The following is a 19,816-nucleotide window of genomic DNA, read 5'->3' on the forward strand; positions in this document are numbered from 1 at the left end:
ATGGATTTCACCGTTATTCACGATAACCTCAGCTATCTGCTGTGGGGACAATTTCCCGATGGTCCCTTAGGGGGCGCTGCGTTAACGCTGGTGATGAGCCTGATTGCCGGGCTGATTTCTGCCGTGTTGGGCACGCTGTTGGGAATTTGCTTGGCGATGTCGCGGGGCTGGCTGGGCGCGGTCTTGGCGACGGTGCTGGGATTTTTCCGCGCCATTCCGGTAATCATGCTGATCTTCTGGACTTACTTCCTTCTTCCGATCGTCTTTGGCGTTGATATACCCGAGATCACCACGGTAGTTTGCGCGCTAGCATTGATCGCATCAGCCTATTTGGCTCATGCCGTTGCGGCTGGGATACACGCTGTAGGGCGCGGACAATGGCAGGCTGGGCTTTCTCTGGGGTTAAATCGCTGGCAGGTTTTGGGCAATGTGGTGTTGCCTCAGGCGCTGCGAATGATGGTTCCATCGTTTATTAATCAATGGATTTCATTAATTAAGGATACTTCGCTGGCGTATATCGTGGGCGTGAGTGAACTAACGTTCCTCGCTACACAGGTTAACAATCGCAGCATGGTGTATCCGATGGAAGTGTTTATGTTTGTAGCGGGTGTCTATTTCGTGATGTGTCTTGCGCTGGATGTGGCTGCCAACCAGCTGAGTCGGCGTTTTACGTCGCAAAATATCGTAGTAAAACGCCGCTGGTGGCAGTTGAAACCTGCGTTACCGGCAAGCTAAAACTATTTGGTCAGTGACCAACCACGCTCACGCCATAACTCTGGCAGCAGGCTGAGATCGTCAAAAGAAGTCACCAGTGGATGCTCAATCACTGGGTTATGGGCGTCGCCGCAGTAGTAGAACACCGGAATACCGGCGGCAATACCCGATTGCACGCCTGATGGTGAATCATCCACTAAAATACACTCTTTAATATCGACGCCCATCTCTTTGGCTGCGTGGAACATCAGGTCAGGGTCGGGCTTCCAGCTCTGAATATCGTAGCCGCTGTAGAGTCGGTCACCAAAATAGTCCAACATTCCGGTTGAGCCCAATGAATTTTGCATTTTACTGACCGGTCCATTGGACGTGGTGCACATTGGCACCGTTATCTGTGACAGCAACGATTCTGCATGGGGAATCGGCTTCAATTCTGTGGTGAATAGGCGAGCGACTTCATCGCGGTAAATTTGCTCCATTTCATCACGATCGGACTCGAAAGCATGTTCTTGTTTGATGCGCTCGATGATCTCGTAGAGCTTAACGCCTTTGAATTCCTTGAAAACGCGATCCAATGACAGATGTACACCGTAATGGGCGAACATATGAACGTAAGCTTTGCTGCACAGATATTCGCTGTCAACCAGCGTGCCGTCACAGTCGAAGAAAATACAATTGATAGATGTCATTGGGCTTCCTTGTTTTTCATGGCAAACGGCAGCCTAGCGCTGCCGTCGTCAGAGATAAACCAGTGCCCAGTTTAATCGCTTAAGGCAGAAAAGCGAGTCTCAGTAAATGCGAAGCGATCGACGTCAAACAACCCTAAGCTGGTTAATTTCAGTGAAGGGATCACCGGCAAAGATAAAAACGCCATTTGAATAAACGGCTCATTTAGCGTTACGCCACAGCGGCGACAGGCATTTTTCAGATGGGTGATATCATCGGCGATCTCTGCCGCGGATTTGTCACTCATCAAGCCTGCAATCGGCAGCGAAAGATGGCTTTTTACCTCGCCTTCATCGGCAACGCACAAACCACCACCCTGTGAAATCAACTGGTTAACGGCGACAGCCATATCGCGCGCATGATGACCGATCACCACGATATTATGACTATCATGGCTTACGGTTGCCGCCATGGCGCCGCGTTTAAGGCCAAAGTTTTGCAGTAAACCTAAGGCGGGCGGTTTTTGATGACCGTAGCGTTCCATGACCGCAATTTTGCAGACATCATCGTGATCGAAACGCTCGCCCTGCCAAATAACGGGAAGCTCGCAGGTAATCAGTTCATTTGGGATCACCTGTATTGCCCGATAGCGTTCACCGATGTCCAATGGAAGCGTTAGCGCGGATTCATCAACCGGCGTGCGTTGAATTGTATTTTGCGTCGGTGGCTGGGTTTGCTGATAACGCAGTTCGCTCGTTGCGGTGAGTTGTTGGCTATCAACCTGCTTTCCTCCGGCAATGACCTGCTGAATTTCAACCTTCTGCACATCATTGAGTAAAACGATATCCGCTCTTTTACCCGGAGCAATAAGCCCCAGACGTTTTAAGCCGAAATGCCGCGCCGCAGACCAGCTTGCGACGCGATAGGCAACGTGAACCGGTATGCCATGCTGATTAATTAGGCGATGAATGAGGGCGTTGATATGGCCTTCATGCGCAATTTCCCACGGGTTGCGGTCGTCGGTACAGAGCATGCACTGTGGGCTACTAAATTCAGTAATCAGCGGCGCTAGCGTATCCAGATTGCGTGCAGCGGAGCCCTCTCGCATCATGAGCGCCATACCCAGAGACAGTTTTTCTCGCCCTTCTTGTAGCATGAGTGTTTCGTGGCAGTTTTCTACGCCAGCCGCCAGATATCCGTTAAGGTCTTTGCCGCTTAACATGGGGCTGTGGCCATCAAGGGTTAAATGGCGAAAGGCATCCAGCTTGTCCATGATGTCGCTGTCCCCAGCAATAACACCGGGAAAGTTCATCATTTCCGCCAACCCAAGGACGTGCGAGTGATCGCGGTATTTCAGCATTTCATCTAAAGGAAACTCGGCTCCGTTGATGTCGCTACCGGCTAGCGCGGGCACGCACGAGCTAATTTGCACGAACTGATTTTGTTGCGCCTGTTCCGCGCAGCGTAAAAACCATTCCAACCCTTGCTTACCCATCACGTTCACAATCTCGTGGGGGTCGCAGACAATGCTGGTTACGCCCAAAGGTAACGTTGCGCTTTCAAACGTTATTGGCGTCATCATGCTAGATTCAATATGCAGGTGAGAATCAATAAATCCCGGTACTGCAATAGCGTTATTGGCGTCAATCCTGCGATGGGCTACGGCACCGGCATAGGCGGGACCAACGCCAGCAATATTTGCACCACAAATGACAATAGGGCCTAGCAGTTCGCCACCGTTTATCAGATCGAGAATGCGAACATTGTCAATAATGCAGTCAGCGGCCTCATCGCCGCGTGAAACGGCCAGAAGGCGGATCATTTCTTCACGCGAAAGCGATTGCGTATGCTTATTATTTATCCCTTCCATGTTAATTCACGCTCCTTAAAATTGTTTTTATCATATTGATATTAATCTGTTTTTATTTATATAGACGCATTATATGAGAGCCTAAATGGCTCTACGTGATACCGCTCACTAAAATGACGAGTAAAAAAACATCTAGAAATCTGTGTGACGGGGATCATTATTTAGCGCTTTTGGTATAGGATACTCTCCCAAAGCCAATATCCATCCGGATTTAATAGAATGAATAATTCAACTTCAAACTCTGCTCAAGGGCAGGGGCTGTTTGAGCGTGTCTTCAAATTGCAGGAGCATGGCACCACCGCAAGGACTGAGGTGATCGCCGGTATCACCACGTTTTTGACCATGGTGTATATCGTTTTCGTCAACCCGCAAATCCTCGGTGCCGCAGGTATGGATACACAGGCTGTATTCGTTACCACCTGTCTGATCGCTGCTTTCGGTAGTATTTTCATGGGCCTGCTGGCTAACTTACCGGTCGCGCTGGCTCCTGCTATGGGGCTGAATGCCTTCTTTGCCTTTGTCGTCGTTGGCGCTATGGGGCTGACATGGCAGGTTGGTATGGGCGCTATTTTCTGGGGCGCCGTTGGCCTGTTGTTGCTGACCATTTCCCGCATCCGTTACTGGATGATTGCGAATATCCCGATGAGCCTGCGTGTAGGTATCACCAGTGGTATTGGTTTGTTTATCGCAATGATGGGGCTGAAAAATGCCGGGATCATTGTGCCGAACAAAGATACGCTGGTTGCCGTTGGAGATCTGACCTCTCACAGCGTTTTGCTGGGGGCTTTAGGTTTCTTTATCATCGCGATTTTGTCATCCCGTAGCTTCCATGCCGCCGTATTGGTTTCCATCGTAGTGACCACACTTATCGGCTGGGCGCTGGGTGATGTGCAGTATTCCGGTTTGTTCTCCATGCCACCGAACGTGACCAGCGTTGTGGGTCAGGTAGATTTGTCTGGCGCGTTAAACATTGGTCTGGCGGGCGTGATTTTCTCCTTCATGCTGGTAAACCTGTTTGACTCATCTGGCACATTGATTGGTGTAACGGATAAAGCTGGGCTGGCGGATAAGAGCGGTAAATTCCCGCGCATGAAGCAGGCGCTGTATGTCGATAGTATCAGCTCCGTCGTGGGCTCTTTCATTGGTACGTCATCGGTAACTGCTTATATCGAAAGCACCTCTGGTGTTTCCGTGGGTGGCCGTACAGGATTAACCGCAGTGGTGGTCGGCATTCTGTTCCTGCTGGTGATTTTCCTTTCTCCGTTGGCCGGAATGGTTCCTGCTTATGCTGCGGCAGGCGCGCTGATTTATGTGGGCGTATTGATGACGTCTAGCCTGTCTCGCGTGAAGTGGGACGATTTGACTGAAGCCGTACCGGCGTTTATCACTGCGGTCATGATGCCGTTTAGCTTCTCGATCACGGAAGGTATCGCGCTTGGCTTTATCTCTTATTGCATCATGAAGTTAGGTACCGGCCGCTGGCGTGAAATCAGCCCATGCGTGGTAATTGTAGCGCTGCTGTTTGTGCTGAAAATTGTATTTGTTGATGCGCATTAATCGCGCTTGAAGTAAGCCCCTCAGAATATCCCATTTGCTGGGATTAGCCTCTCCCTGAGAAGAGAGAGGCTGGGAAGGGGCTTTTTAGTTCTGCTTACCCATTCCCTTCTCTATCAACCACTTCTCTCACTTCTCTATCAACCGACGCGGCGCACATAATCTGCAAATGCAGACAGCTGTTTGCCCAAGAACTCAATGGTTGAAGTATCCGTTAACGTGCCCTTCTGCTCATCGACTTTGCTCTGGATCACGCCACCCATAAACTCAGGTTTGTTCATTACCTGACAGTCTAAGAACACCAAAATCTGGCGCAGATGATACTGGCAGCGCGCACCGCCAACCGGTCCCATTGAGCTGGTTTGGATTGCCACAGGCTTTCCAGCTAACGGCTGATTTGGCAGACGAGAGATCCAATCGATAGCGTTTTTCAGGCCGCCCGGAACGGAGTAGTTATATTCAGGGGTGACGATGATAACGCCATCCGCCTGACGAATTTGCTCGGCAATCGCCTCAATTTGAGCAGGGAAGCCTTCATCCTGTTGGCGATCTGCGTCATAGAGAGGGATATCGCGAATAGATGGCAAAGCTTCAATGGTTACGCCCTCAGGCGCTAAGCCTGGTAGCGCATTAGCGACGATCCCATTGTAGGAACCTTTACGTAGGCTACCGAGTAAAGTAACAATTTTCAGTGGTTTATCTGACATAAGTTCTCCATTTCTTGATGTAATATAACCGGATATGTAGAACTCATCTTAGATCAATAATCAATCATAGAGTAGATAAGTTGTTATCAGACTTATCATTTAAGCGGTTTGTATTGGTGTGTTGCTGGTAAAGCGCAAATAGGATGCCGACTCTTTCAGCTCAGCCTGCTTCTCTGCGGTGATATTGACCAGTTGGTTTTCTTCTTGATCCATCAACCAATAATTAAGCTGCCCCAACGTGGGTGATTTACTGCACGCCCACGCGATTTCGCCCTGTATTGCGCTAATGGTTTTGACCTGTGGCGTTACCGTTGAACGCAGCTTTCCTGCCCCCGGCAAAAGGCGTAGCGTTTGCAAACCGCTGGTACCCAGCCCTGAGATCTTAAGAACCGATTCACGGATAGCCCAAAGTTGAGTTGTCGCTTCCAAACGATCGGCTTGACCATCGATCCAAATTTTTTCGCCGCTGGTAATATACTGTTGCTGAAGGTGAATAAAACCGCCCTGACGCGCTCGGATAATTTCGACGTCCATGCCGACTTTTCCGTTGGTGCCAAGCATCAATGCGATGACGCTACCCGCGTACCCCAAGCTAAAGTCGGGAAGCGTTGGATCAACAAAGCACGGTCTCCCGCTGGGCGCAACGGCCAAACGCGGTAATTTTTCATAGCCATAAAGTTGAAACATGAGCTCTGCGAGCAATGCTCGGCCATGTAAAAAACGTTCACGGCGCTTAGGTGAGTAGTGAAGCGAGGTGGTTATCAGATCGTCGGTGAGACGATGCACGTTTAAAGGCTGGTTGGATAGATACCACCAAGCAAAATGATTATCCATAGTCGCTCCCTGATTTACGGATGGATTGGTGGATATACCTGTGATATTTCAAGCTGCATTTTACTGGCTGCGTGGCTTGTCGCCTCAATGCGACTCGAATTATTTTGGGTATATGCGTAACGTACTAACTATAGCGTAAGCGTTTTTGTTTACGGGATTATTTATCTTAGTCGAATATTTAGTAACTCGATTTTGTGTGAACTGTGCAACAGCGCACTGATTTCGCTAATAAATCTAACGCTGCCTATGGCCGTGAACGGTTATATTTTAGTAAATATCAAGTAGAACAAGGATTTGGAATGGTGATGCAAAAGAAGTCTTAAACGAGGGGTAGGCCTACTGGTTTTGGTTGCTCTGATTATCCTTTTACATAACAGCCCGCTAGCCGAAATGTTATTGCAGGTTGAGACGTTACAGCAATGGGTGAGTTCGCATGGCTGGTGGGGTGTTTGGGCTTACATACTCTTATTTGTTATCGCTTCGCTATTTCTGTTCCCTGGAAGCGTGTTAGTCATCGCTGGAGGTGTGGTTTTCGGGGTGTTTTACGGAACGATCATCTCATTATTTGCCGCTACGCTGGCTTCTTCACTCTCTTTTTTAGTCGCCAGATATTTAGGCCGCGCTTGGCTATTACGCCGTTTTGGTGGAAATCAAAAATTTGAGCAGATTGAGCGAGGCATTCAGCGCTATGGCGTAGATTTTTTGATTTTTACCCGCTTGATCCCGTTTTTTCCCTACAACATTCAAAACTATGCTTATGGTTTAACGGCGATATCTTTTTGGCGCTACAGCGTGGTTTCCTGTTTAACCATTCTGCCGGGAACGTTCATATTCACGTTCATGGCCAGTGAACTGGCTGAAAATGGGATTACGCTAAATGTAACGCTAAAACTCGTCTTGTGCGGCCTGCTGTTGTTTGTTTTGACACAGATAACCCGTAGGGTTTTCAGGAAGCGGTTTGCGAAAAAATAAAACCCGCCACTGGCGGGTTTTTAAACAGAAGTGATCACTTACCAATGCAGAAACTAGAGAAGATGCGGCCCAGCAAATCATCTGAGGTGAACTCGCCGGTAATCTCGCTGAGCGCCTGCTGAGCAAGACGCAGCTCTTCAGCCAGTAATTCACCTGCATAAGCACTTACAAGTTGTTCCTTGCCTTGCTCAAGGTGTTCTGCGGCGGTTTCAAGCGCCTGAAGGTGACGGCGACGAGCTAAGAAGCCACCTTCCATGTTGCTGGTAAAGCCCATGCTCTGTTTAAGATGGTCGCGCAGGACGTCGATGCCCTCACCGGTTCGCGCCGAGAGTCGAATAAGTGAGTAACCATTTACTTCGCTGAGTCCTAGCGCTTCGCCGGTCATGTCAGCTTTGTTACGGACTACGGTGATTGGCAAGGTTTTTGGCAAACGAGCCATAAACTCAGGCCAGATGCTTGCAGGTTCAATCGCGTCTGTTGTGGTGCCATCAACCATGAACAGTACGCGGTCGGCCTGTTCAATCTCATTCCATGCACGTTCGATACCGATGCGTTCAACTTCGTCGCTGGCTTCGCGCAAACCTGCGGTATCAATGATGTGTAGCGGCATGCCGTCAATATGAATGTGTTCACGTAGGACGTCACGCGTGGTACCCGCGATGTCGGTTACGATAGCGGCTTCGCGCCCCGCCAGTGCGTTTAGCAGGCTGGATTTGCCGGCGTTCGGACGGCCAGCGATCACCACCTTCATCCCTTCACGCAGCAAACTTCCCTGACGCGCTTCGGCACGCACGGCCTGCAGCTCTCCCATAACGCCGTTTAGCTGTGCTTCAATTTTACCGTCTGAGAGAAAATCGATCTCTTCGTCAGGGAAGTCGATCGCGGCTTCAACAAAAATACGCAGATGAGTCAGCGCTTCCACCAGCTGATTAACGCGATTGGAAAATGCGCCTTGAAGTGAGTTTACCGCCGAGCGCGCAGCTTGTTCGGAACTGGCATCGATGAGGTCGGCGATCGCTTCGGCCTGCGCTAGATCGAGTTTGTCATTGAGAAATGCGCGCTCAGAGAACTCTCCCGGGCGGGCAATGCGAACTTCTGGCATCTGTAGAATGCGTTTTAGTAGCAGATCGAGGATAACGGGGCCACCATGGCCTTGCAGTTCAAGAACGTCTTCACCGGTGAAAGAATTTGGGCCGGGGAAGTACAACGCGATCCCCTGATCCAGCACGCTGCCGTCTGTATCTTTAAACGGTAGATAATCTGCATAGCGCGGCTTAGGTAATTTACCCAGCAATGCCATAGCGACTTCTTTAGCCTGACGTCCTGATACGCGCAGAATGCCTACGCCGCCGCGTCCCGGTGGGGTTGCTTGGGCAACGATGGTGTCGGATTGGCTCATAGTCATACTCTCTCGTTACTAAATTGAAATACGTACCTACCATCGACCTTCATGCTGATACGGCGATAGGTCAATGAGGTCATAAAACAGGGCATAAAAAAAGGCGGTCAATTGACCGCCTTACTCAACTCATATCATCACGTGGATTATGATTTTTTCTTGTCGCGGCTGTGTAGGCCACGTTTCTCAAGACCACGGTAGATCAGCTGTTGCTGGAGGATGGTCACCAGGTTGCTGACGATATAGTACAGCACCAGACCTGATGGGAACCACAAGAAGAACACCGTGAAGATGACCGGCATAAAGGTCATGATCTTCTGCTGCATCGGGTCAGTTACTGTGGTTGGCGACATCTTCTGAATGAAGAACATCGTGATACCCATCAGAATTGGCAAGATGTAGTACGGGTCTTGTGCGGCTAAGTCATGGATCCACAGTGCGAACGGCGCTTGACGCAGTTCCACAGAGCCCATCAGCATGTAATACAGTGCCAAGAAGATAGGCATCTGAATCACCAGCGGGAGACAACCACCCAGCGGGTTAACTTTCTCGGATTTGTACAGCGCCATCATTTCTTGGCTCATGCGCTGTTTGTCGTCACCAATACGCTCACGCATTGCGGCCAGTTTCGGCTGCAGCATACGCATTTTCGCCATGGAGGTGTACTGCGCTTTAGTCAGCGGGTACATGATGCCACGAACGATGAAGGTGATAACGATAATCGAGAAGCCCCAGTTACCGATAAAGCTGTGGATGAACTGCAGCAGCTTAAACAGTGGCTGAGAAATGAACCACAACCATCCGTAGTCTACGGTCAAGTCCAAGTGTGGTGCCACGGCAGCCATATCACTCTGGATTTCAGGACCAACCCACAGGGTTGCGTTCAAGTTTTTCTCGGTACCCGGAGCAACAACGACAGGTTCAGCTTTAAAGCCAATCGCTGAAAGTCCGTTACCCAGATTAGCGGTATAGAACTGGTTAGTACCGTTTGTTGCAGGGATCCATGCGGTTGCAAAGTACTGCTGCAACATGGCAACCCAGCCGCCTTTAGTGGTGATATTCAGCGGGTCTTTATCAAACGCGTATTTCTGATATTTATCATCGCTTGAAGAGTATGCCGCACCACGGAAGGTATGCAGAGCAAAGTTGCTGCTGCCGGTATCTTTATGTTTTGGCAGGTCAATAGACTGCTTCAACTGACCGAACAGAGTCAGATCCAACGGCTGTGCGCTGGAGTTCTTAACTTTGTAGTCCACGCCAATTGCGTAGTCACCGCGTTTAAGAACGAAGGTCTTGGTATAGACCACGCCGTCTTTCGCCGTGTACGTCAAAGGAATGCGCAGCTCGTCCTGACCATTGACCAGTTCGAAGCTGGTTTGATCGGCGGTGTACAGAGGACGGTCACCGTTAGCTGGATTGTCTGGACCATTTTTACCTGTCAGACCGCTTTGAGCCTGATAGATGAAGTTTGGTGTGGTTTCTAACAGCTGGAAAGGCTGGTCAGAACCTAAAGTAGCTGGATACGCCAACAGGTTAGCCTGTTCGATATCACCACCACGGGTGTTAATGGTCAAAGACAGTACATCGGTCTTAACCGTAATCAGTTTACCCTGGCCACTTTCTGGCACAGCCTGGCTGGATGCATCGGCTGTCGTGGTGTTCGCGGTCTGTCCTGCGGTCTGAGCGGTTGGCTGCGGATTGTTATCCGTTTGCCATGCTTGCCAGATCATGAAAGACACGAACAGCAGAGCGATGAGGAGTAGATTGCGTTGCGAATCCATCTTAATGTTCTCTGTTATCGTCAGTTTTCGGCGGCACGGGATCATCACCACCTGGGTTCAAGGGGTGGCATTTTAATACGCGTTTCAGTGTCAACCAACTGCCTTTTATCATCCCAAACCTGCTCAAGGCCTCAATTCCGTACTGTGAGCAGGTTGGTCTGAAACGACAATGCGGTCCGAGCAGCGGACTAATGAAAAGCTGATACCCGCGTATCAGCTTTATTAGGATACGCGAGCTTGCCGACAATGACGACGCCATAACTTTTCCAAAATCTCTGTCAGCGCCCGATTATCGAGCTCCTGAACCCCTTTTTTAGCAATTACCACAAAATCCATGGCAGGCAGCGAATGTTGGCTTAAACGGAAGCTCTCACGCGTTAGGCGTTTGATCCGGTTACGCTCATGCGCACGCTTGACATATTTTTTAGCGACTGTAAGACCGATGCGGGGATGCCCCAGCGTGTTCATACGGCCGAGTATGGTAATTTGAGGAGTGCCGGCTCGTTGCGGTTGCTGGAAGACGAAATTGAAATGATTGGGAGTTAACAAACGTAACTCCCTAGGAAATGCTAGCTTAACCACAGAGGGTTAGCTTTATTACTTAGAAACGGTCAGACGAGTACGGCCTTTCGCACGACGGCGGGCCAGAACCAGACGACCATTTTTGGTTGCCATACGAGCACGGAAACCGTGTGAACGGTTACGTTTCAATACGGACGGTTGGAAAGTGCGTTTCATAGCGATTTCTACCTAAACTTAAATAATTACTGATCAGTAAACGCGTTTGGCTACTCGGCGTGAGAACGACCGACGCCTCAATCGCATATATAAAGAGGCGGGATTGTAATAATTGTACAGTCCTGAGTCAATTCTCATCGCAAGATAGCTCAACCGAATTTCACTAACGTGAGCCTCAATCACCGTCGCATCCCTAAATAGTCCCTAAGAGATACATAGGTTTGAGGCCTGCAAAAGTGACGAAAAAAAATCACTAAACAGAACCCAGGCGCAACGCGTGGGTGGGAAATTATACGGACTCCCTATCAAAGCGCAAGGATCTAACCAAGATCCTTCTGGATAAAGTGCAGATCTGTGATGATTTTATCACCCGCAAAATCTGAAAATAGTGGATCTGTGGGCTGTTTAGCGCTGGACAAATTGCTTAAAAGCTTAAACTCCCTTTCTGAATGTTGCCTGTGGATAAAAACGATCTAATCTGTGCAGAAGGGGAGGATCTTCTGTGCGATTTAGGCTATGATCCGCCATTCCGATTGCGATCCAGATCTCTGGTGCGTTGGAGATAACGAAATTTAATACATCGCATTTAAAAGCGATTCGTATGTGATGGTTTGCTTGTGGGTAACCTGTTTATGATCTTTTCATTTATTAAGATCCCAGCATCTTTTGTGCTAAACAGTGCCTTGACGAGGTTCAAACGATCACGTGCGTCAAAAAAAGTCAGTCTAAGTATCCTATTCATTTCTTTTTGATCTTGTTCGAGTGGAGTCCGCCGTGTCACTTTCGCTTTGGCAGCAGTGTCTTGCCCGATTGCAGGATGAGTTACCTGCCACAGAATTTAGTATGTGGATCCGTCCTTTACAGGCGGAACTGAGTGACAACACCCTGGCGCTGTATGCTCCTAACCGTTTTGTATTGGATTGGGTTCGTGACAAATATCTCAACAACATCAACGGATTGTTGAATGATTTTTGTGGCAGCGATGCGCCGGTTTTACGTTTTGAAGTTGGCACCAAACCTGCAATGGCAATTCCGGCACAAAGCCCGGTTACGGCCAGCGTTTCTGCGCCTGTCATTCAGACCGCGGCTCGCAGTATTGCACCTATGCGTCCGAGCTGGGATAACTCACCGGCGCAGCCTGAATTGTCTTATCGCTCGAATGTAAATCCTAAGCATACGTTTGATAACTTTGTTGAGGGTAAGTCTAACCAACTGGCCCGCGCGGCGGCGCGTCAGGTGGCTGATAACCCTGGCGGCGCTTATAACCCGCTGTTTTTATATGGCGGCACCGGTTTAGGTAAAACTCACCTTTTGCACGCGGTGGGAAATGGCATTATGGCGCGTAAAGCCAATGCCAAAGTGGTGTATATGCACTCTGAGCGTTTCGTTCAGGATATGGTTAAGGCCCTGCAAAATAACGCGATCGAAGAGTTTAAACGCTACTATCGTTCTGTTGATGCTCTGCTTATCGATGATATCCAATTCTTTGCGAATAAAGAGCGCTCGCAGGAAGAGTTCTTCCATACCTTTAACGCACTGCTTGAAGGCAACCAGCAAATCATTTTGACGTCAGACCGCTATCCAAAAGAGATTAACGGCGTAGAAGATCGCCTGAAATCGCGCTTTGGTTGGGGATTGACCGTCGCTATTGAGCCGCCTGAATTAGAAACGCGTGTCGCTATTCTGATGAAAAAAGCCGATGAAAATGATATTCGCCTGCCGGGTGAAGTCGCCTTTTTCATCGCCAAGCGTCTACGCTCTAATGTGCGTGAGCTCGAAGGCGCACTGAATCGCGTGATTGCGAATGCCAACTTTACTGGCCGTGCGATCACCATCGATTTCGTGCGTGAAGCACTGCGTGATTTGCTCGCTTTGCAGGAAAAATTAGTCACTATTGATAATATTCAGAAGACAGTCGCTGAGTATTATAAAATCAAGGTGGCAGATTTACTGTCTAAACGGCGTTCCCGCTCGGTTGCTCGCCCACGCCAGATGGCGATGGCGCTGGCAAAAGAGCTGACCAACCATAGCTTGCCGGAAATCGGTGATGCGTTTGGTGGTCGTGACCATACAACCGTCTTGCATGCCTGTCGTAAGATTGAACAGCTGCGTGAAGAAAGCCACGACATCAAAGAAGATTTTTCTAATTTAATCAGAACGTTGTCATCCTAATCAAATAACAGTCATCGTAGCGATATGAAATTTATTGTTGAACGTGAACATCTGCTAAAGCCGTTGCAACAGGTAAGCAGCCCGCTGGGTGGCCGACCAACGTTGCCTATTCTTGGTAATCTGCTGCTGCAGGTTGAAGACGGCCATCTATTGCTGACAGGCACCGACCTTGAAATGGAAATGATCGCCCGTGTTCCTCTTGCTCAAGAGCATGAGACGGGTGCGACAACGGTTCCTGCGCGTAAGTTTTTTGATATTTGCCGTGGCCTACCAGACGGTGCGGAAATCACCGTGATATTGGACGGCGATCGCATGTTGGTTCGCTCTGGACGTAGCCGCTTCTCGCTGTCTACGCTGCCAGCCGCTGACTTCCCTAATCTGGATGATTGGCAGAGCGAGGTGGAGTTTACTCTTCCTCAGGCAACGCTGAAAAAGCTGATTGAAGCAACTCAGTTCTCAATGGCCCATCAGGACGTGCGTTATTACCTGAACGGTATGTTGTTTGAGACTGAAGGCGAAGAGCTGCGTACCGTCGCGACCGATGGACATCGACTTGCTGTTTGCTCTATGCCTATTGGCCAGAGTTTGCCAAGCCATTCGGTGATCGTGCCGCGTAAAGGTGTGATGGAACTGTCTCGTTTGTTAGACGGTGGTGAAACACCGCTGCGCCTGCAAATTGGCAGCAATAACATTCGTGCTCACGTGGGTGACTTCATCTTTACCTCCAAGCTGGTTGATGGCCGTTTCCCTGACTATCGCCGCGTATTGCCGAAGAACCCGGACAAAACGCTGAAAGCAGGTTGTGACGAACTTAAACAAGCATTTGCGCGTGCGGCGATTTTGTCGAATGAAAAATTCCGCGGTGTTCGCCTTTATGTCAGCCATAACCAGCTGAAAATTACTGCGAATAACCCAGAGCAGGAAGAAGCAGAAGAAATTCTGGATGTGAATTACGAAGGCACCGATTTAGAAATCGGTTTCAACGTAAGTTACGTTCTGGATGTCCTCAATGCACTCAAGTGTGAAGATGTGCATATGTTACTGACTGACTCCGTATCTAGCGTTCAGATTGAAGACGCGGCGAGCCAGTCGGCAGCCTACGTAGTCATGCCAATGCGCTTATAACCATACCCGTCATACTTCGCGCTGCACGTGCGTTGGCTGCCTTCGCTCACCCCAGTCACTTACTTGTGTAAGCTCCTGGGGATTTGCTCAGTTGCCGCCTTCTTGCAACTCGAATTATTTAGGGTATACGAATGCTGGCTTTGCACGGAATAGCTTTTGATGGCTTTAACGCGTCTGACGATCCGCGATTTTCGTAATATTGAATCTGCGGATCTCTCTCCTGCTGAGGGATTCAACTTTCTGGTCGGTGCCAACGGTAGCGGAAAAACCAGCGTGCTCGAGGCTATTTATACGCTGGGGCACGGGCGGGCTTTTCGTAGTTTGCAGGCGGGAAGAGTGATTCGCCATGATCAGAATGAGTTTGTTCTACATGGTCGTATTGATACCGGTGCAGAACGCGAGCTGTCTGTCGGGCTTAGTAAAAGCCGTGCCGGTGATAGCAAAGTGCGCATTGATGGCAGCGATGGTCATAAAGTGGCTGAGCTGGCGCAGATGTTACCGATGCAGCTTATCACGCCAGAAGGTTTTACCTTATTGAACGGCGGGCCAAAATTTCGGCGCGCTTTTCTCGACTGGGGCTGCTTTCATAGCGATCCCGGTTTCTTTGTTGCCTGGAGCAACCTCAAGCGACTGCTAAAGCAGCGCAATGCGGCGTTAAGACAGGTAACCCGCTATGGACAACTACGTCCATGGGATCAGGAACTGATCCCGCTGGCAGAACGTATCAGCCAATTGCGAGCGCAATATAGCGCAGCGATTGCCGAAGATATCAGCGCAACATGCGCGCAGTTCTTGCCTGAATTTGCACTAACGTTTTCTTTCCAGCGTGGCTGGGATAAAGAGAGCGATTACGGAGAGTTGCTAGAGCGTCAATTTGAACGCGATAGAGCTCTGACCTATACCGCGGTTGGTCCACACAAGGCAGATTTCCGCATCCGGGCAGAAGGTACACCGGTTGAGGATTTGCTGTCGCGTGGGCAACTGAAGTTACTGATGTGCGCGCTGCGTTTGGCACAGGGTGAATATCTTACCCGCCACAGTGGTCGCCGTTGCCTTTACCTTATCGATGATTTTGCTTCTGAGCTGGATACGGGTCGCAGACGTTTATTAGCCGACCGATTGAAAGCCACTGGCGCACAGGTTTTTGTGAGTGCGGTGAGTGCAGAACAGGTCTCCGATATGGTTGATGAAAAGGGCAAGATGTTCCGCGTGGAACGGGGTAAAATAGCGGTTTAATCACAGTTTTTTAATGAGCGAGAAAGGCTGATGTCAAATACTTATGACTCCTCAAGTATCAAGGTATTAAAAGGGCTGGACGCCGTGCGTAAACGCCCGGGCATGTACATCGGTGATACCGATGACGGCACCGGTCTGCACCATATGGTATTCGAGGTGGTGGACAACGCGATTGACGAGGCGCTCGCTGGCTACTGTAAAGACATTATCGTTACTATCCATAGCGACAACTCTGTGTCGGTACAGGATGATGGCCGTGGTATTCCAACTGGCCTGCACGAAGAAGAAGGTGTGTCTGCTGCCGAAGTTATCATGACCGTGCTGCACGCCGGCGGTAAGTTCGATGACAACTCTTATAAAGTTTCCGGTGGTCTGCACGGCGTTGGTGTTTCCGTGGTTAACGCCCTGTCTGAAAAATTGGAATTGATTATCCGCCGTGAAGGTAAAGTTCACGAGCAGACTTACGCCCACGGCGTTCCTCAGTTCCCGCTGAAAGTGGTTGGCGATACTGAAATTACCGGTACCACCGTGCGTTTCTGGCCGAGCATGGAGACGTTCAGCAACCATACTGAATTCCAATACGATATTCTGGCTAAGCGCCTGCGTGAGCTCTCCTTCTTGAACTCCGGCGTCTCTATTCGCCTGCGCGACAAGCGTGATAACCGTGAAGATCATTTCCACTATGAAGGCGGTATTAAAGCGTTCGTAGAGTATCTGAACAAAAACAAAACCCCGATCCATCCAAACGTGTTCTATTTCTCAACCGTTAAGGATGATATCGGCGTTGAAGTTGCGCTTCAGTGGAATGATGGTTTCCAAGAAAACATCTACTGCTTTACCAACAACATTCCACAGCGTGATGGTGGTACCCATCTGGCCGGTTTCCGTGCTGCAATGACTCGTACCCTGAACAGCTATATGGAAAAAGAAGGCTACAGCAAGAAAGCCAAAGTAAGCGCCACCGGTGACGATGCGCGTGAAGGTTTGATTGCGGTGGTTTCTGTTAAGGTTCCAGATCCTAAGTTCTCATCTCAGACCAAAGACAAACTGGTTTCCTCTGAGGTTAAAACTGCCGTTGAAACGCAGATGAATGAACTGCTGGCTGAATACCTGCAAGAAAATCCAGGCGATGCAAAAATCGTTGTGGGCAAAATCATTGATGCTGCGCGCGCGCGTGAAGCGGCTCGTAAAGCACGTGAAATGACGCGTCGTAAAGGTGCGTTGGATTTAGCCGGACTGCCGGGCAAACTGGCCGACTGTCAGGAACGCGATCCTGCCCACTCTGAACTGTACTTAGTGGAAGGGGACTCTGCGGGCGGCTCTGCAAAACAGGGGCGTAACCGTAAGAATCAGGCGATTCTGCCGCTGAAAGGTAAAATCCTGAACGTTGAGAAAGCGCGTTTCGATAAAATGCTTTCTTCTCAGGAAGTTGCCACGCTGATTACCGCACTGGGTTGTGGTATCGGTCGCGACGAATATAACCCTGACAAGCTGCGTTATCACAGCATCATCATCATGACCGATGCCGACGTCGATGGCTCGCACATTCGTACCCTGCTATTGACCTTCTTCTATCGTCAGATGCCAGAAATCATCGAGCGTGGTCATGTATTTATTGCTCAGCCTCCACTGTATAAAGTGAAGAAAGGCAAGCAAGAACAATACATTAAAGATGATGACGCGATGGATCAGTATCAGCTTTCTATCGCTTTGGATGGCGCTGAATTGCACATCAACGCCGATGCGCCAGCGATGTCTAACGAGCATTTAGAGAAGTTGGTGACCGAGCACTATCAGGTTCAAAAACTGATTGGCCGCATGGAGCGCCGTTATCCTAAGGCGTTGCTGAACCAGCTGATTTATCATCCAACGCTGGTGGAAGCCGATCTGGGCGATCAGGCTAAAGTGCAGCAGTGGATTGAATCACTGGTAAATACGCTGAATGAAAAAGAAGTTCACGGCAGCACCTACTCTGCGATTGTGACTGAAAACCGTGAGCGTCAGATGTTTGAGCCGTCGCTGCGTATTCGTACTCACGGGGTCGATACTGATTACCCTCTGGACTTCGAATTCATTCACGGTGCGGAATACCGCCGCATTTGCAACTTGGGTGGTACGCTGCGTGGTCTGATCGAAGAAGATGCGTTTGTTATGCGTGGCGAACGTCGCCAGCCGATTACCAGCTTCGAACAGGCGCTGGAATGGTTGGTGAAAGAGTCCCGCCGCGGCCTTGCTATCCAGCGTTACAAAGGTCTGGGGGAAATGAACCCAGAGCAGCTGTGGGAAACCACCATGGATCCGCAGAGCCGTCGTATGCTGCGTGTTACCGTAAAAGATGCGGTAGCGGCTGACCAACTATTCACTACGTTGATGGGCGATGCGGTTGAACCTCGTCGTGCATTTATCGAAGAGAATGCGCTGCGCGCTGCAAACCTCGACTTCTAATCTTAGAAGAACGACAAAAGGGACGATTTATCGTCCCTTTTTTTATGCTTTTGTTCCTCGTTTTTGCCTCGCATAAGCAATGACAACCTGACCAAGATTGATTACCGTTACACTATTATTCTGACCCGAAGGGAAAATGTGATGTCGATTAAATTGATTGCCATAGATTTGGATGGAACCCTGCTTAATAACGATCGGATGGTTGCTCCTGCGGTGAAACAGGCTATTTTGGCGGCCAAAGCGCAGGGCGTACATGTGGTGTTAGCAACTGGACGTCCATTTATCGGCGCACAGCAATATCTGCGTGAGTTGGAGTTAGATACAGCGGGATGCTACTGCCTCTGTAACAATGGCGGCTTGGTTGTTCATGCAGAAAACGGGGAACCCCTATTTGAAACTCTGCTGGATAATGCCGACTATTTATACCTCGAATCGCTATCGCGTCAGGTGGGTTCGCATTTTCACGCGCTCGATCATCACAAGCTGTATACCGCTAACCGTGACGTCAGCAAATATACCGTGCATGAATCGTTTATTACCGGCATTCCTCTGCATTTCTGCCCTGCGGATGAAATGGATAAAAGCATTCGTTTCCCTAAAGTGATGATGATCGACGATCCTGAAGTGCTTGATGCAGCAATTGCTCGCATTCCACCGGAAGCGTATGAACGCTATACCATGATGAAAAGCAGCCCTTATTTCCTCGAAGTATTGAACAAAGATGCAGACAAAGGAAAAGGCATTGCTCGTTTGGCGCAATATCTGGATATCCCACGGGAAAACGTGATGTGTATTGGCGATCACGGTAATGACTTAGCCATGGTGGAATACGCCGGTGTGGGTGTTGCCATGGGTAACGCCGAACCAGCAATTAAAGACGCAGCCCAGTTTGTTACCACGACGAATCAGGAAGATGGCGTGGCTGTTGCCATTAACAAATTTGTCTTCGGTAAATAAAATACTTATTTAGCCTTCCATGACAATTAAGCCGCAGAATGTTGGTTTTGAGCTTCTCGGCACGTTACCTGACAGCCGAATGAATCATGAAGGTTAGGATTCGCCGACAGGGATGTCGGCGAAAGAACGGAGGAGCCAGGATGGCGATTGCCGTTCGTTCCGTTAAAACCGTAATGATGAAATGAGGGAACCCGCGGAGCGGGCTGGAAGGTGGTGCCAAGCCGAGGTGTTGGAGGGCGGCGATTGGCCCTCCAACTCGGACGCCTGCACGGAGGTGATGTAATACTTGGTGCTATAGGCGTTCGAAACCTTTCACGGAAGCTTTATGCTACGGCCTTCAAATACTTACCCAACACGATGTTTTTACCGCATAAAACAACCGCAATTTTTTTACCCTGATATTTAGCCGCTCATTTCAGCATTGCTGCTAAGGCAATGCCTGCGGCCCCTTCAATCATACAGCGATCGGTAACGGCAATAAGCCTCATGGTCCGTTTGATCTCTTCTTCACTGACCAACACCCGATGATTTCCATTTGCGGTGAGAGTGTCTTAGCCACGACGTAAAACGAATTCCAATTGTCTATTTTGTGATCCAAATTGTAGTACCAAATTATAATTTGATACTACAATTGAGACGTGGTTAT

The 19,816-nt window shown here is 49.5% G+C and carries 17 protein-coding genes and 1 pseudogene; 8 read left to right on the plus strand and 10 right to left on the minus strand.

Annotated features, from left to right (window positions below; genetic code table 11):
• A complete protein-coding gene (locus DSM2777_RS02630; RefSeq protein WP_061553089.1) occupies nt 1–735 on the plus strand; it encodes an amino acid ABC transporter permease in 735 nt (244 codons plus the stop codon).
• A gap of 2 nt (nt 736–737) precedes the next feature.
• On the opposite strand, the gene yieH is transcribed toward DSM2777_RS02630, so the two are convergent.
• A complete protein-coding gene (yieH, locus tag DSM2777_RS02635) occupies nt 738–1,403 on the minus strand; it encodes a 6-phosphogluconate phosphatase (RefSeq protein WP_043489964.1) in 666 nt (221 codons plus the stop codon).
• 71 nt (nt 1,404–1,474) lie between these two features.
• Nucleotides 1,475–3,250: an adenine deaminase gene (gene adeD, locus DSM2777_RS02640; protein WP_061553090.1), complete on the minus strand. Its 1,776-nt coding sequence runs from the start codon at nt 3,248–3,250 to the stop codon at nt 1,475–1,477.
• Between the two features lie 219 nt (nt 3,251–3,469).
• Here adeD and DSM2777_RS02645 point away from each other — a divergent pair, with 219 nt between their 5' ends.
• Nucleotides 3,470–4,807: an NCS2 family permease gene (locus DSM2777_RS02645; protein ID WP_061553091.1), complete on the plus strand. Its 1,338-nt coding sequence runs from the start codon at nt 3,470–3,472 to the stop codon at nt 4,805–4,807.
• Between the two features lie 137 nt (nt 4,808–4,944).
• On the opposite strand, the gene DSM2777_RS02650 is transcribed toward DSM2777_RS02645, so the two are convergent.
• Both DSM2777_RS02650 and DSM2777_RS02655 read right to left on the minus strand, forming a co-directional pair.
• Nucleotides 4,945–5,511 carry an NADPH-dependent FMN reductase gene (locus tag DSM2777_RS02650; protein ID WP_040045280.1) on the minus strand — a complete coding sequence of 189 codons (567 nt, stop codon included), beginning with the start codon at nt 5,509–5,511 and terminating at the stop codon, nt 4,945–4,947.
• A 99-nt stretch (nt 5,512–5,610) separates the two neighbouring features.
• Nucleotides 5,611–6,345, minus strand: a complete 735-nt coding sequence (locus DSM2777_RS02655; RefSeq protein WP_061553092.1) for a 4'-phosphopantetheinyl transferase family protein — start codon at nt 6,343–6,345, stop codon at nt 5,611–5,613.
• A gap of 390 nt (nt 6,346–6,735) precedes the next feature.
• Between DSM2777_RS02655 and DSM2777_RS02660 the strand changes: the two genes are divergently transcribed.
• On the plus strand, nt 6,736–7,317 hold the full coding sequence (locus DSM2777_RS02660) for a TVP38/TMEM64 family protein (protein ID WP_082790915.1): 582 nt from the start codon (nt 6,736–6,738) through the stop codon (nt 7,315–7,317).
• Between the two features lie 34 nt (nt 7,318–7,351).
• Here DSM2777_RS02660 and mnmE read toward each other — a convergent pair whose 3' ends face one another.
• The 5 genes from mnmE to rpmH form a co-directional block, all read right to left on the minus strand.
• Nucleotides 7,352–8,716, minus strand: a complete 1,365-nt coding sequence (mnmE, locus tag DSM2777_RS02665) for a tRNA uridine-5-carboxymethylaminomethyl(34) synthesis GTPase MnmE (protein ID WP_025797354.1) — start codon at nt 8,714–8,716, stop codon at nt 7,352–7,354.
• Nucleotides 8,717–8,862: 146 nt separating this feature from the next.
• Nucleotides 8,863–10,497 (minus strand): membrane protein insertase YidC, encoded by a 1,635-nt coding sequence (gene yidC / locus DSM2777_RS02670; RefSeq protein WP_046457328.1) that lies wholly within the window; start codon nt 10,495–10,497, stop codon nt 8,863–8,865.
• A 1-nt stretch (nt 10,498) separates the two neighbouring features.
• A complete protein-coding gene (yidD, locus tag DSM2777_RS23590; protein WP_008815724.1) occupies nt 10,499–10,756 on the minus strand; it encodes a membrane protein insertion efficiency factor YidD in 258 nt (85 codons plus the stop codon).
• Nucleotides 10,720–11,079: a ribonuclease P protein component gene (gene rnpA, locus DSM2777_RS02675; protein ID WP_004093963.1), complete on the minus strand. Its 360-nt coding sequence runs from the start codon at nt 11,077–11,079 to the stop codon at nt 10,720–10,722. The genes yidD and rnpA overlap by 37 nt, the downstream gene beginning before the upstream one ends.
• Before the next feature lie 15 nt (nt 11,080–11,094).
• Complete coding sequence (gene rpmH / locus DSM2777_RS02680; protein WP_025797346.1) at nt 11,095–11,235, minus strand: 50S ribosomal protein L34; 141 nt, start codon at nt 11,233–11,235, stop codon at nt 11,095–11,097.
• A gap of 774 nt (nt 11,236–12,009) precedes the next feature.
• On the opposite strand from rpmH, the gene dnaA reads away from it, so the two are divergent.
• The 5 genes from dnaA (at nt 12,010) to yidA (ending at nt 19,170) form a co-directional block, all read left to right on the plus strand.
• Nucleotides 12,010–13,407 carry a chromosomal replication initiator protein DnaA gene (dnaA, locus tag DSM2777_RS02685; protein ID WP_071842595.1) on the plus strand — a complete coding sequence of 466 codons (1,398 nt, stop codon included), beginning with the start codon at nt 12,010–12,012 and terminating at the stop codon, nt 13,405–13,407.
• A 24-nt stretch (nt 13,408–13,431) separates the two neighbouring features.
• A complete protein-coding gene (gene dnaN, locus DSM2777_RS02690) occupies nt 13,432–14,532 on the plus strand; it encodes a DNA polymerase III subunit beta (protein ID WP_025797343.1) in 1,101 nt (366 codons plus the stop codon).
• Nucleotides 14,533–14,691: 159 nt separating this feature from the next.
• On the plus strand, nt 14,692–15,768 hold the full coding sequence (gene recF / locus DSM2777_RS02695) for a DNA replication/repair protein RecF (protein ID WP_061553093.1): 1,077 nt from the start codon (nt 14,692–14,694) through the stop codon (nt 15,766–15,768).
• 30 nt (nt 15,769–15,798) lie between these two features.
• Nucleotides 15,799–18,213 (plus strand): DNA topoisomerase (ATP-hydrolyzing) subunit B, encoded by a 2,415-nt coding sequence (gyrB, locus tag DSM2777_RS02700; RefSeq protein WP_046457327.1) that lies wholly within the window; start codon nt 15,799–15,801, stop codon nt 18,211–18,213.
• A gap of 141 nt (nt 18,214–18,354) precedes the next feature.
• The gene (yidA, locus tag DSM2777_RS02705) at nt 18,355–19,170 is read left to right on the plus strand and encodes a sugar-phosphatase (RefSeq protein ID WP_061553094.1); all 816 of its coding nucleotides are present in this window, start codon (nt 18,355–18,357) and stop codon (nt 19,168–19,170) included.
• 323 nt (nt 19,171–19,493) lie between these two features.
• Here yidA and DSM2777_RS24845 read toward each other — a convergent pair.
• Nucleotides 19,494–19,700, minus strand: a pseudogene (locus tag DSM2777_RS24845) (pyridoxal-phosphate dependent enzyme); the annotation flags it as partial.
• Nucleotides 19,701–19,816 lie beyond the last annotated feature (116 nt).

Origin of the sequence: Obesumbacterium proteus (assembly GCF_001586165.1) — a bacterium.
In the GTDB taxonomy this organism is placed as follows: Bacteria; Pseudomonadota; Gammaproteobacteria; order Enterobacterales; family Enterobacteriaceae; genus Hafnia; species Hafnia protea.